The sequence below is a fragment of the Bartonella sp. AP40SXNS genome (genome assembly GCF_042195825.1).
Lineage (GTDB): Bacteria > Pseudomonadota > Alphaproteobacteria > Rhizobiales > Rhizobiaceae > Bartonella.
Genome location: NZ_JBHIPB010000013.1, coordinates 1 through 13,375, shown reverse-complemented (window position 1 = coordinate 13,375; position 13,375 = coordinate 1). Strand labels below are relative to the sequence as shown.

Sequence of the window (13,375 nt, the reverse complement as noted above, 5' to 3'; positions counted from 1 at the left end):
CATTGTTTGCTTCATGCTGCTGATCCTTTTTGTCATTCCGGTTGTAAAATTAACTTTACCCTTATCGAGCAGGATAAGTCACGACACGGTAACGCGTTTCATTGCGTTCAAAGTTTTTGTAATTGACATCATCCGGAAAGGAGGGATTATAAGCATTCACGCGCTTTACAGAAACTCCTTGCGCTTTTGGCGACGGATTTAAAATTGTCCGCTCATCTCTTTTTTTTACCCCGGTGGAATCGATAATCATATCTGTTCTATAGAATTTTTGCATGTTTTTGCGTGTTTTTTGAATCGCCGGAAGAGCTTTAAAATCAGAAACAGCCTGTTTCACTTTTTCTTTTGGTGATTTTACCATGGATTTTGATTTTGCTGGCATCTTTTTAAAAGCAATGGTAGGAACATTGTTAACATTGACGTAACGTGCAGATGCCCAACCAATTTTTCCATGATAACCAAGAGAACACCAAGCTTTATTGGATAGGCAGCCATAAATTTGCACTTTTGCTCCCATTGGAACCATTGCGATAACTTTATAAGCTGTCGCAGGGCCTGTGCGTAAAGATACCTGACCTGATGCAACACGAGCAACTGTTCCTGTAATGGTTCCAGCTTCCGCGTGAAAAGCAGTCACAGCCACCCCTGACGCTCCCAAAGCCCATAAAGTCATCATTGTTGATAAAAATTTCTTTCTTAACATTATTTTTCTTCCTCTCTTAAAACATGTGAAGGACAAATTTTCGCCTTTGCAAAAATTTGCCGCGTTTAAATCCAATGATCAGCAACCTTTATTCCCCCTAAAGACCCCACAACATTGCAACAAAATCTCTCTTGATCGCCTACACGAACACGGCCTTTTGATCTTGATTGCGCAGTATGTTCTTCATGAATTTACGGCTAAAACATCATCTGATTGTCCAGTTCTTCAACCAATTGTCCCTTACAGAAGTTTTTAAAGGGGCATTGGTTCCCTCAACAAATGATTGCAATAAAAGAATTAATTATTTGAATTTCAGAGAATTTCTATGAACAAAAGATGATCAGCCCCCAAAACAACTAAAATAGAAGGAAAAATAATACTCTTTTAAAAATAAAAGTGATTGAATATTCTCTAAAGCTTGTATAACTTTAAATCTGCCTAAAAAAATACAGAGTATATTGAAACTTCCCTCAAAAAATTTCTCGAAAAAGAAAGTTAAAAGCATATGACATTAAAATTTTTTTCTCGTAGTCGGATTATAGGATTATTCCTCTCTCTCTTTGCACTTTTTTTGTCTACTGCTTTTTCCATGGCCGCAGACAAAACAAAAATCAAACTTGGTATTATGGAAGGACGGGATGCGATTATTTGGAAAACAGCTGCTGAACAGGCTAAAAAAGCCGGTTTAGATATTGAACTCGTTTATTTTTCTGATTACGCTTTGCCTAATGATGCTGTTAACGCAGGAGAGATCGATGCGAATGCTTTTCAGCACGCCCCTTATCTTAATGAACAAATGAAACAACGTGGCTATAAACTTTCAATTGTCGGCTATACATTTATTGCTCCAATTGGTGTTTATTCACACAAAATAAAAGACTTAAAAGATCTCCGTGATGGTGCACATGTCGGTATTCCAAACGACCCATCTAATGGTGGAAGAGCCTTACTTCTTCTCAATTCTTTAGGTCTCATTAAGTTAAAAGATCCTCATAATATTCTTGCATCTCCACTTGATATTATCGAAAATCCTAAAAACCTGCAAATTCGTGAGCTCGATGCTGGTATGTTAGGGCGTGCAATCGACGATTTTGACCTTGCAATTATAAACACAAATTGGGCTATTGTTTCCGGATTAAGCTTCGAAAACGATGTGGTCGCATGGGAGAGCGCAAAAAATAATCCTTATGATAATATCATCGTTGTACGCACGAGCGAAAAAGATGAACCATGGGTTAAAAAATTAGTTGCCGCTTACAACAACGATCTTATCCGTACAAAAATCAAAGAGATTTTTGGCAAAACCGCCCAAACATCTTGGTAATTGTGCCAAATATCTGAGTAATTGTGCCAAATGTCCGAGTAATTGTGCCAAATGTCCGAGTAATTGTGAATGGAAAAACCTATTCTTATCTCCTTAAAAAACATCAGCCGTTGTTTTAACAAAACGGCTGGTGTTCGGGTAATTAATAATCTCTCTTTAAATATCCATGCTGGTGAAATCCTTGGCATTATTGGGCGCAGTGGAGCAGGAAAATCAACACTTATCCGCTGTTTAAATGGGTTAGAGAAGATTGATGCAGGGGCCATTTTTTTTGAAGGTGTTGATATTTCCAATCTATCAGAGATAGAATGGGCGCCTTACCGTCAACGAATTGGGATGATTTTTCAACATTTCAATCTTCTCTCATCGCAAAATATTCTTGATAACATTGCATTGCCGCTTAAATTAAGTGGTGTAAGTAAAAAACAACGCCACAAACGTGCCCTTGAACTGATTGAATTGGTTGGGTTATCTGGGAAAGAATATTGCTATCCAGCACAATTGTCCGGGGGACAAAAACAACGCGTTGGCATTGCTCGTGCTCTTGCTGCTAATCCTAAAATATTGTTATCAGATGAAGCCACCTCTGCTCTTGACCCTGAAACAACACAATCTATTCTAGAGCTCCTTGCTGATATTAATAAACACCTCAATCTCACGATTGTGCTCATCACCCATGAAATGGAAGTTGTGCGCACCATAGCGCATCGCGTTGTTGTTCTTAATCAGGGGAACATTGTAGAAGAAGGACGTGTGAAAGACATCTTTACATCACCGCAAGACGATACAACCATAGCCATGCTCAAGCTTGTAACCCCGCAACTTCCTGAAAAATTTGCGAAAAATCTCAAACCAATCGGACGAGAAGCTGTCATTGAAATTAATATTGCCGGTGAAATTGCCCAGCAGCCTTTTCTTCATCTTCTAGAAAATGAGAGTGGTTTAAAAGCACGTATTTTGCATGGTGGCATTGATACAGTTCAAGATGAAACCATCGGGCGACTCTTCTTGGCTCTTCCTGGAGAAGATAAAGAAGCTTTAGAAAAAGCTGTTCAATGGTTAACGAAAAAAGGACGATATTGTGAGGTCTTAGGCTATGTTTAATGTTCTGTCTCATGAACTTCCCCAAGCTGTTATTGATACAATATTGATGACACTTAGTGCTTCTGTTATGGCATTTATTATAGGGCTTCCCCTTGGTCTTCTTCTTCACACAACAGCACGCGGAGGGATTTTTTCCTCATCTCTTATCAATCGCCCTTTAAGCATGATCATTGACAGTATTCGTGCCATTCCCTTTATTATTCTTGCATTTTATCTTCTGCCCATAACGCGTATCGTTGTAGGAAGAGGGATAGGAATGCCTGCTGTAATTTTTATACTGACCATTTCAGCTATCCCTTTTTATGCTCGCATGGCGGAACTCTCTTTTAAAACCGTTGAAAACGGTCTCATTGAAGCGATCCGCTCGATGGGTGCAAGTCGTCTTCAAATTATCAGACATGTTCTTATTCCTGAAGCTCTCCCTAGCCTGATTACAGGTTTTACAGTCATGGTCATTTCTCTTATAGGAGCCACCTCACTTGCTGGATATCTTGGTGGAGGCGGTTTAGGGGATATGGCAATCCGCTATGGCTACCAACGCTACAATACCTTCATCATGACCATCGTCATCATCCTTTTGATCGTGCTCAATATTACAACCCAATGGACTTCTGATAAAATCGTACAAAAACTTGATAAAACAAAACATTAAAAGACTTAGAATTTCACATGCCAATACCATCATCCTCTTAGCCACTTTCCAAGTGTACCAACCCTTGCCTATCGAAAACGCTCATAAGAGATTAGGAACTTTTTTCTTAAACAGTTTTTATCTCTCTCCATCCGTTTGTAACATGAAAGAAAATAGTTTTAATGGCTTTAATATAAAAGGGGATAAAATAAGAGATCTCATAGTATGTGAGACTCTCTTTAAATTAAGACATTGACCACAACCTCTCCAAACCGTAGATAACACATTGAATTTATAATGATAATATGGTGTTATTCATATTGAACGAGAACTCTGAATACCGTAAGATCCTCTCATTCCCAATTTGTTCCATATAGAATCAACCCAAACCTCTCTCTTGCACGTTACAAGCGGGAAGAGCCGTGTGAGTAAAAACATACAAGAAAAGAAGGCATGCCTCTTATGAATTATCTCCAGCGCCAAGACCTGTTTTAACATTGGCGGCTAGCATATAATATGATATTCGTACCGGTTTTCTTCTTCACAAGCATAAAGATATGAGGGTGCTCAATGGCTTTATCGTTATACTATTCACAGGCGCCATTGCGAAATGGGTGTGACGAGCGTTGAGAGACATTGCTTTAAAATAAGCCTGTGAATTGGCAACGCAAATATATTCCATTTGAAGCGTTCTGTTTTACGTGATGGGTATGATCCCATAAAGAACGCTATAAATAAAAGCGCGAAGCAATGCACTATCTTCATTAGAAAGCTCCTCTTCAAAACGATCTAGGAAAGATAGTAACCTGCTATGGCTATCAACGCTATGATAGCTCGATCATATCTATTATCCTATAGATTATTCTCAATATCATCATTGAAGAAACTTCTAATAGAGTTGTATAAAAATTTTGTAAAATAAAGCACTCAAATAATCTAGATATTGGAAGGTTTTTCTTCCACAACAGCAACGATAAGCCATTGAGCGGTAAGAGCTGGTTTTTTTAACTTTTCAATTTCCACCGTAACCCCATAATGGAAAACCACTCGACCAGAAGGGCGAATTTCTGCGTCGTCTAACACAAAACGCGCACGTATCCGTACCCCTGTTTTCACAGGACTCATGAAGCGTACTTTATCGAAACCATAATTAATCCCCATTGTGGTCCCTTCCAACTCAGGAAGAGTCTCATAAGCGAGCGTAGACAAAAGCGATAATGTTAAAAAACCATGAGCAATCGTGCCACCAAACGGTGTTTGCTTAGCCTTTTCCTCATCAACGTGTATCCATTGATGATCATCTGTAGCGCATGCAAACTGATTAATCATATCCTGTGTAACAAGACGCCACTCCGATAATCCTACTTCTTTCCCAATAAAACTGGTGATATCTTGTACTGCTATTTTTTGCTGCATAACGCTATTCCTATTTTATTTGATAAAAGCCCCCCTCTTGCTTTTATAAAATCCATTGATTAGAGCATCAAGAATAAAAGATTAATTGTCTTAAAAACAAATGCACCTTATGAATGAGAAAAGTTCTTTAGCAGAATAGTTTTCAAATAGGAAAAAAGAATGGCAAGCAATGTGAACCTAACAGGTTTAGCGCATGATTTGAAACAACGTGCAGAAAACCATCCCCCCATCCGTATTGGACTGATTGGTTGCGGTGAAATGGGGACAGATTTATTATCAAGTATTGCGCATATGGATGGTATAACAGTCGCTGCTGTAGCCACGAGGACACCATCACGTATTTTTGATGCCGCTACACTAGCCTATGGCGAAGATGGACATGTCTGTGAAGTTGAAAATGCTCATGCTCTCACGCAAAGCATTGAAAATGGTTTGATTGCAGCGACAGATGATATTGACCTTGTTTTGCGCCATGAACAAATTGATATTATCATTGATGCAACAGGCTATCCCGAAGCAGGAGCAGAAATTGGTATCAAAGCGCTTGAGAATAACAAACATCTTGTCATGATGAATGTTGAAGCAGATGTTACAATTGGCGCTTATCTCAAACATGAAGCAGAAAAACGAGGGCTCATTTATACACTTGGTGCCGGCGATGAACCAACTTCTTGTATGGAACTCATAGAATTTGTTTCAGCACTTGGACATAAGATTGTTGCAGCGGGTAAAGGAAAAAATAATCCTCTGCGCTTTGATGCTACACCTGACGCTTACGAAGAAGAAGCATTCCGGCGTAATATGAATGTGCGCATGTTGGTTGAATTTATTGATGGTTCCAAAACGATGGTTGAAATGGCAGCCATTGCCAATGCCACCGGACTTCTTCCCGATTGCCCAGGAATGCATGGACCACGAGCAGCGCTACAAGATTTAAACAAAGTGCTTATTCCAAAACAAGATGGGGGCATTTTACAACAATATGGTGTTGTAGATTATTCAATAGGTCAAGGTGTTTCACCAGGTGTCTTTGTCATTGCCGAAATAGCACACCCACGTTTACGCGAGCGTATGGAAGATTTAAAAATTGGTCAGGGGCCTTACTTCACCTTTCATCGCCCCTATCATTTAACAGCAATGGAAGTTCCCCTCACCTGCGCACGTATTATGCTTTATGGCAAAACAGATATGGTCCCTCTTAGCCATCCCGTAGTAGAAGTCTGTGCTGTTGCTAAAAAAGATTTACATCCAGGTGATCAGCTAGACTTTATCGGTCTTTATACTTATCGTGCTTGGATAATGAACATCGCAGAAGCACGCGCTCACCACGCCATTCCTTGTGGTCTTTTGGAAAAAGCAACAGTAACAGCTGCAATTAAAAAAAACGAACTCATTACAGTACATAATACAGCCATTCGTGAAGATCAATGGATTGCACGTCTTCGTGCTAAACAAGACCTTTTACTTCATTACCCTTCTTCCACTAAGCTATAAATGCTCCTGAATTACCTTACTTAACAGTATCCTTCCCTTAAGCAACAGAATAACCCAGAATACACCTCTATCGCAAATACAGGTTTATATTTTAATAAAAGCATTTTCCAACGATGCACATCACCACTTCCCTCTCACAATATGTCCTGTAAATGCGACAATATAAACCACCCCATGAGATGGCATAAGATTCATTGTGTATCACTATCTTTACTCTATGAAGATACAAACCAGCATCATCATTTATTTGCCAATATTACAACAGCCCTTGAACCTTAGAGATAATTCATGAGAAGAATTTTTACTCTTTTTTTCTTTAATAATTTTGTCCATACACGAACACAACTTGTTATACATAAAAAATATTTTTTATGGATTTAACATCAACAAATTTGAAATGATAAATAATAATTTCTCATTTTTCTTATTGCGTGAGAGCCATGAATACAGGGATACTTTTTTATTTTATCCCCTTATGAAAGATAAAAAAATTTAAAAAGGATAAAATATACCTTTGATGAATAATCTTCATATGAAAAAAGGTAGACAATATTAAAAGACTGATAAAGATAGTAAGTATACTATCCTTATTACTAGAAAATAACCATAAACTGTAAAAAAATCAGGTTACACTAATTTGTAAAAAAAACATAAATGTAGGATCTTGAACTTTAATAATGTTAATAAAAGCTACATTTAATATTAAGAGTAGTGATTTTATTATCTAGTATAGTATAAATAATAAAATATTTATTTTTTTAAATAATAAAGTGAACAAAAAAATCCTCGACTCTGTCGATGAGTTTTCTACTAAAGTGTACTGAATATTCCAAAAAGAGATACAACAGCACCTAATACATCCCCAATACATAAAGAAGCAAGAAGTGATAAAATACCTATCCCCCCCCAAAAGGCTGAACCTGAAAAGGCAGCAGCTTTTTCAGTTTTCCCTAAAGCAATAACATCTTGTTCCTCAACGCCTTGAATAACAACTCTATCCACAGCTTTAATAGCTACATTTTTTTCTAGTGTAGGAATAGTAATTGCCATTCTCTCTTGAACTTTATTTTTTACAAAACTTGCATTTCCCTCTATAGTTTGTACAAAAAAAAGAATAAATAGTGTAAAAGTAAATGAACATACACGATTTTTAAATATTTTAAACATAGCTTTCTTTGCTCCTCTTTTTCTTCACTGAAAAAATGAAAGAATATTCACATATATAAAAACCAAAACTTATATTTAATCATTTATATAATTACACATAAATAAAATATTATATGTAATTTTGTTATTAACATATAATACATTATGTATTGCGTGTAAAGATAAAAAAACAATAAATGATAAAAATAATAATAATTTGTTAAATTTATTATTATAAGAAATATTACGAAACAAATTCATTTAAAAATTATATAATAGAGCTTTTATAAATAATTTAAAATGTAATTAATTTTAAAGAATTATAACATTAAAAACTTTCAATATAATGATAGTGCTTGTCTATTATTTCAATAAAAATAAATAGCACTTAATGGATTTTTATTATATCACTCATCAGTAATATTAAAAAATAAAATTGGTAGAGAATAAAAAACTTGATCTAAAACAAATATATCATAATAAATAAATCTTTAAATAGTATACTATTTTTCTATAAAATAGGTATAAATTGTAACAAAATATTGACTTTCAAACCTAACAAAACAAACGCATAAAATAAGTAAATCTATCAGATTTACAAAAACATTATAAGCAATACTTGATCTCCAACAAACTACCTAAAATTAAATAAAAAGAGAGTCATGAAAAATAAGTTGATCCCACAAAATACTGAAAAACAACTTTCTTTATTAATTTTTATAAAAGTTATTCCATATTTTTCGTCAATATTGATCAAATGCTTGAAGGAAAAGTGATAGAGAAAATTACTAAAAAATTACATTTTTGAAATACTAACTTAAGTAGCGCATTGAAAAAATAACGCCATAAAACTGATATTGAATAATAAATTTATTGTTTTGCCTGTTGAATGAGAAAGCTAACGATTATAAAACTCTCTTATATTTTAACTCTGTTTATATTGAATCAATCAAATTTCTTCACTTGCAAATCACAAACGAGATCGATGTGTGTATAAATACACTTGAAGAAAGGAAAATATTACTTATGAGGTATCTTAACTATCAAGCGCTGTTAACATAGTATTGAAAACTGGCAAAGTGAATGATGGTGCCCCTTTTTACTTTTAAAGTGTAAAGATGGTGGAACACAATAGATTTTATATTATAAGGTTTTACCCTTATACCATTCACAAGCTGCGTCGTGAAATAGGCTTTGGTGTACTAAATGTTTCTTTAAAACAAGCGTGTCGATGTGCAACACAATGGCGTCTGTTTATCATGTATCCAACGGTGTTTCTTGTATCCAACGGTGTTTCTTTTTGAATCATCTTATAAACTGCTCTCTGAGAGAGCAAATTCTATCTTAGTGAATTCTTCCCTTTATATTCATTTTTTCTCATGAACACTAAAGTCTGTTAATACACTATCCAAAATAAAATCAATCAATTTCTATTCTTTTGTAATATAGATACGTACACTTAACTTAAGAATTTAGGAATGCTGATTGAAACCAAAATCTGTTCTATCGTAGTACTCATAACAACAAAAATACTTTGACTATTCTTGCTCCATAGCAGAAAGAAGCATATGCAGCTTTATCAAAACTTTCACTTTAATAGACAATAGAAAAATCAGTTTTCATTACATGATGTGAAGTATTTAATATGCCCGAAGATTTACTTGTCAAAAACAAGAATACATATCAAAAAATCTTACAAGAGATATCTATCTTGAGAAGAGTCACCTCATATTACATCAACAATTGAATTGGCTTTTTTCAATAAAAGCTTCACTGTTTTTAACAAAGCTCTCATTTTTATAACATCCCTCTGTAATGTAAAAATATGATATTTGCATTTCTTTTATATATAGACTAAAAAATAACTCTAAAGCCTTTGATCACTTTATCTCTGTTGACTTCTCTTTTGGGCATTAATTTATGGTATCTAACCCACCTTTTCTCGCTCTTTTACCTTTAGGTGCACATGAATATCACGGAGAGCACCTTCCCTTTGAAACCGACTGGATTATAGCTGAAGCATTTGCAAAAGCTCTCACTTTACAAACAAAAGAGCAATTCCCTATCGCACTTTTACCAGTTGAAAAGATTGGCTATTCCATAGAACATATGGATGTTACAGGTACACAAACCCTTACCTTTTCTGATGCGATTAAGCGATGGATAAAGATTGGTGAAAACTGTTATCACAAAGGGATCAACCGTCTTCTTCTTCTCAATGCTCACGGAGGCAATTCACCTTTAATGAGCATTGTTATCACCGAATTACGAAAGCGTCTTTCCATGCTCGCTGTAGCAACAAGCTGGAGCCGTTTTGGTTTACCACAAGGTCTCATGGAGCCATCTCAACAACATCTTGATATCCATGGAGGTTTTATCGAAACCTCTCTCATGCTTTATTTAGCACCGGAAAAAGTTCATATGGAGAAGGCAAAAAACTTTCATAATAAGCAAGCAGATATGATTGCCAATTATCGATATTTACGCGCTTATGGTCCTCATGCCTTTGGTTGGACAATGCATGATCTAAACACGCAAGGTGCGGCAGGAGACGCAAGCAAAGCAACACCACAAGCCGGTGAAGCAATCTTTTCTCATGTTCTGTCTCAGCTTCGTGATTTACTTGATGATATCCATCGATTTAACATAAACACATGGCAATAAAGAACAATAAAAGGTCCCTCCATGGAAAAAACACAGCCCAACAAACTTCCTGTTACGGTTCTCACAGGCTATCTTGGCGCAGGAAAAACCACACTTCTCAACCGCATTCTTAGTGAAAATCATGGCAAACGTTATGCCGTCATTGTCAATGAATTTGGTGAAATTGGTATTGATAATGACCTGATCATTGAATCAGACGAAGAAATTTATGAAATGAATAATGGTTGTGTTTGCTGTACCATACGTGGTGATCTCATTCGCATTTTGGAAAGTCTCATACAACGTTCTCATCGATTTGATGCGATTATTATCGAAACAACAGGGCTTGCTGATCCCGTCCCTGTAGCACAAACCTTTTTCATGGATGATACGGTCCATGAAAAAACAGCTCTCGACAGTGTCATAGCGGTCGTTGATGCAAAGCATTTGCCCTCTCAACTAAAAACAAATCGTGAAGCTGAAGATCAAATTGCTTTCGCAGATATTGTTCTTTTAAATAAGATTGATCTTGTTACTCAACAAGAACGCAGCCATGCTGAATCTCTCATTCTAGCTATTAATCCTCGCGCTATACTCTATACAACACAGCGCGCCGATATTCCTCTTGAGACACTCCTTAATCGTGGTTTTTTTGATCTCCAACGGACTCTCGATCATGAGCCTCATTTTCTCGATCACCAACATAAAGACCAACACGCCGACCATGTGTGTGGTCCCGATTGCGATCATGACCATCATAACGTATCCACCCTTCATGATATTACCATCACTTCTGTAAGTTTAAAAACAGGCGCTTTGCAACCAGAAAAGTTTTTTTCTTGGATTCAACAGGTTACGCAGCAACAGGGGCCTAATATCTTGCGTCTTAAAGGCATTATCGCCTTTCAAGGAGACGATGATCGTTACGTCATTCAAGGGATACATATGCTTCTTGAGGGACAACATCAACGCCCATGGCATGAAGATGAAAAACGAGAAAGCCGTCTTGTTTTTATCGGACGCTCTCTTGATGCCAAACAGTTAAAAACTGGTTTTGAAAATTGTGCATGAGTAAGTAATAATGCCAAACATTACCCATTATGATCTCAAAAGTTACTGCCTTTCCTGCGGTTTTATAGGCAATAAACCAGCCTTTGTTTCCGTAGAAGGTTTCATTGTTTTTTTAACCCCAACCCCACAAATCGTTGAAGTTCACCAAGGAATAATTTCAAGCCATTTTTCCCATGACAATACCGCAATCATCACAGGGGGAGAAGATGGAAAAGTCTGTCAAACAACCGCAGAGGATCACACAGAAGTGTTAAGCCAAAAAGAACGCAAATGGATAAACAACGTTGCTTTTGGACCACAAAAAGCTTTTGCCTTTTCCTCCTCTCGTCTCGCATTTGCACAGGTTGGAAAAGAACAGCAAGAGCTCACGCATGAACGCAGTGTAGAAGGCCTAGCTTTTGCCCCAAAAGGTTTACGACTTGCCGTTGCCCATTACAATGGTGTTACTCTTCATTGGTTATCAACGCAAATATCTCCTACCACATTGGTATGGAAAGGAGCTCATTGTGGTGTCACCTTTTCACCAGACAACCGCTATGTCATTTCCACGATGCAAGAAAATGCCTTGCATGGCTGGCGTCTGACTGATAATCAGCACCTCCGCATGAGTGGCTACCCAAGCAAAGTCAAAAGCTGGTCTTGGAGCGCCAAAGGAAAATGGCTAGCAACCTCAGGTGCCTCTGCTGCAATTATTTGGCCCTTTCATACAAAAGACGGCCCCATGGGAAAAACACCTCTAGAACTAGGCACACGAGCAAATGCGCTTGTGAGCACCGTTTCATGCCACCCAAACAAAGAAATTGTAGCAATAGGCTTCAATGATGGAATGATTTTAGCCGCATATTTTCATGATGGAAAAGAAGTCCTTCTAAAAGGTTATGGGAAAAGCGCTATCTCAGCACTCAACTGGGATCAAGCAGGGCACAACCTCGCCTTTGGAAGCGAAAATGGTGAATGTGGTATAATCAATATCACTGATTAAATTACACCAACAAGCGCAATCATCGCTGATAAAAAATGCCCACACAATCCTCCAGAAATCTTATCCCCTTGCATCTCTAGAGCTCTCAGAAATCCTATCTCCCTAATCTCTCCCCCCAAAAGTCTCCTAAAATCTTCGTAATCATTAAATCTTCCCTCTTCCTTTCCTGCACCCTTTCGACAAGAAAATACCTTAAACATGTTTTTGACATTTTAACATTGCTACCCCCATACAAGAATAAAAACATCACCCCTAAGACCGCCCCCTATCTCCCTATAACATCTATATAGGCTACATACTTCCATAACAGCATTTTTCTTAAAAATTTGGCAAAAAATAGCTGATCTCATCATTAAAACAACGATTTATTCCTACGATCAGAAGAAGGGAATTCAACACTATTTTCCTAAATAAAAAGTTTTTTGAGTTCCCCCTCTAAAGAACAAAGTTTCCTACGAGCAGCCTTCTACACTTTAGTTTCTTGCCTAGAAAATTCTATCTAATAATCATTTCATGGAGCTTCTATTACCGCCCTCTGTTCCGGTATCACCTTCATCTCTGGATACTGTTTCTCCTCCTTCTGCGTCTGCTGAACTAAAACCTTCTGGGGATTCTGCCCCTATTAATCCTTCGTCTAATCTCCAAATTAGAGCTGTTGTTCCACAGGTTCCAACTTATCTTCTTTTGCCAAATGCCTTATTTCATGCTGGTTTAGTGGATATGACCACGCAAAATAAGACGTTAGAGACAATGCGGAATGCTTTTCTTTCTTCTTGGAAAGAGAATGAAAAGACAGCCTTTTTTCTGCGTGCTTATGGGGGGAGCCATCATTATGCTTCCAATTTATCTGCTTTTGAATATGGC

At 37.0% G+C, this 13,375-nt stretch carries 11 protein-coding genes and 1 pseudogene; 8 read left to right on the top strand and 4 right to left on the bottom strand.

Going from position 1 to position 13,375, the window contains the following annotated elements; genetic code table 11:
* Window positions 1-61: 61 nt before the first annotated feature.
* Complete coding sequence (locus tag ACFILZ_RS08095) at window positions 62-700, bottom strand: SH3 domain-containing protein (protein WP_375610816.1); 639 nt, start codon at window positions 698-700, stop codon at window positions 62-64.
* Between the two features lie 505 nt (window positions 701-1,205).
* Between ACFILZ_RS08095 and ACFILZ_RS08090 the strand changes: the two genes are divergently transcribed.
* From ACFILZ_RS08090 to ACFILZ_RS08080, 3 genes are all read left to right on the top strand, one after another.
* Window positions 1,206-2,024 carry a MetQ/NlpA family ABC transporter substrate-binding protein gene (locus ACFILZ_RS08090; RefSeq protein WP_375610815.1) on the top strand — a complete coding sequence of 273 codons (819 nt, stop codon included), beginning with the start codon at window positions 1,206-1,208 and terminating at the stop codon, window positions 2,022-2,024.
* A gap of 69 nt (window positions 2,025-2,093) precedes the next feature.
* On the top strand, window positions 2,094-3,128 hold the full coding sequence (locus ACFILZ_RS08085; protein ID WP_375610814.1) for a methionine ABC transporter ATP-binding protein: 1,035 nt from the start codon (window positions 2,094-2,096) through the stop codon (window positions 3,126-3,128).
* Entirely contained in the window at window positions 3,121-3,780 is a 660-nt protein-coding gene (locus ACFILZ_RS08080) for a methionine ABC transporter permease (RefSeq protein ID WP_375607360.1), read from the top strand. Before ACFILZ_RS08085 ends, ACFILZ_RS08080 begins: the two co-directional genes overlap by 8 nt.
* 915 nt (window positions 3,781-4,695) lie before the next feature.
* On the opposite strand, the gene ACFILZ_RS08075 is transcribed toward ACFILZ_RS08080, so the two are convergent.
* Window positions 4,696-5,175 carry a MaoC family dehydratase gene (locus ACFILZ_RS08075; RefSeq protein WP_375607361.1) on the bottom strand — a complete coding sequence of 160 codons (480 nt, stop codon included), beginning with the start codon at window positions 5,173-5,175 and terminating at the stop codon, window positions 4,696-4,698.
* A gap of 159 nt (window positions 5,176-5,334) precedes the next feature.
* Between ACFILZ_RS08075 and ACFILZ_RS08070 the strand changes: the two genes are divergently transcribed.
* A complete protein-coding gene (locus tag ACFILZ_RS08070) occupies window positions 5,335-6,669 on the top strand; it encodes an NAD(P)H-dependent oxidoreductase (RefSeq protein WP_375610813.1) in 1,335 nt (444 codons plus the stop codon).
* Window positions 6,670-7,479: 810 nt separating this feature from the next.
* On the opposite strand, the gene ACFILZ_RS08065 is transcribed toward ACFILZ_RS08070, so the two are convergent.
* A complete protein-coding gene (locus ACFILZ_RS08065; RefSeq protein ID WP_375610812.1) occupies window positions 7,480-7,836 on the bottom strand; it encodes a hypothetical protein in 357 nt (118 codons plus the stop codon).
* Between the two features lie 1,899 nt (window positions 7,837-9,735).
* On the opposite strand from ACFILZ_RS08065, the gene ACFILZ_RS08060 reads away from it, so the two are divergent.
* From ACFILZ_RS08060 to ACFILZ_RS08050, 3 genes are read left to right on the top strand one after another with little or no spacing between them, the layout of a single operon-like run.
* A complete protein-coding gene (locus ACFILZ_RS08060; RefSeq protein ID WP_375609692.1) occupies window positions 9,736-10,479 on the top strand; it encodes a creatininase family protein in 744 nt (247 codons plus the stop codon).
* 21 nt (window positions 10,480-10,500) lie between these two features.
* A complete protein-coding gene (locus ACFILZ_RS08055; protein ID WP_375610811.1) occupies window positions 10,501-11,529 on the top strand; it encodes a CobW family GTP-binding protein in 1,029 nt (342 codons plus the stop codon).
* 10 nt (window positions 11,530-11,539) lie between these two features.
* Window positions 11,540-12,511 (top strand): WD40 repeat domain-containing protein, encoded by a 972-nt coding sequence (locus ACFILZ_RS08050; protein ID WP_375610810.1) that lies wholly within the window; start codon window positions 11,540-11,542, stop codon window positions 12,509-12,511.
* Here ACFILZ_RS08050 and ACFILZ_RS08045 read toward each other — a convergent pair.
* Entirely contained in the window at window positions 12,508-12,711 is a 204-nt protein-coding gene (locus ACFILZ_RS08045) for a hypothetical protein (RefSeq protein ID WP_375607367.1), read from the bottom strand. The genes ACFILZ_RS08050 and ACFILZ_RS08045 overlap by 4 nt on opposite strands.
* Window positions 12,712-13,042: 331 nt before the next feature.
* On the opposite strand from ACFILZ_RS08045, the pseudogene ACFILZ_RS08040 reads away from it, so the two are divergent.
* A pseudogene (locus tag ACFILZ_RS08040) lies at window positions 13,043-13,375 on the top strand (autotransporter outer membrane beta-barrel domain-containing protein); the annotation flags it as partial.